Consider the following 460-nt stretch of genomic DNA (forward strand, 5'->3'; position numbering starts at 1 on the left):
GCGCGGCGGCGATCGGCAGCGTGCGGTACACGGCGAGCTGCGCGGCGAACCCGGCCGCGAGGGCCAGTGAGCCGCCGATCCACAGCGGGCTGCCCAGCACCAGCCGCAGCAGCCGGGCCGGCCGGCGCACCGTCACCTCGGGCAGCGCGCCCAGCGCCCGCTTCTCCAGCACGAACCCCGCGCTGTAGAGGACGTTCGCCAGCAGCGCCGCGCCCACTCCCCACCACATCTCTTCCCGCCCCCCTCACGCCCGCCGCGCGTGCAGCAGCAGGATCGAAGCGAGCGACGGCGCCCCGCAGGCCAGCCGGTCCAGCGGTCGCAGCACCCGCGGCACCCCGTGGAACGGCGCCCCCTCCAGCGTCGCGACGGTGAAGCCGGACGCGGCGACGAACTCCCGCAGCGCGCGGGCCGTGTACAGCCGCAGATGCCCCACGACCTCCGCGCCCGGCCGGCCGTGGAT

Annotated in this window: 2 pseudogenes; both read right to left on the reverse strand. The window is 77.2% G+C overall.

The features are described 5' to 3' along the window. A pseudogene (locus tag LPA54_RS38185) lies at positions 1–229 on the reverse strand (hypothetical protein); the annotation flags it as partial. A gap of 15 nt (positions 230–244) precedes the next feature. Continuing rightward, positions 245–460: pseudogene (locus LPA54_RS38190) on the reverse strand (SAM-dependent methyltransferase); the annotation flags it as partial.

It is taken from the genome of Streptomyces sp. DH12 (assembly GCF_020873895.1).
Lineage (GTDB): Bacteria > Actinomycetota > Actinomycetes > Streptomycetales > Streptomycetaceae > Streptomyces.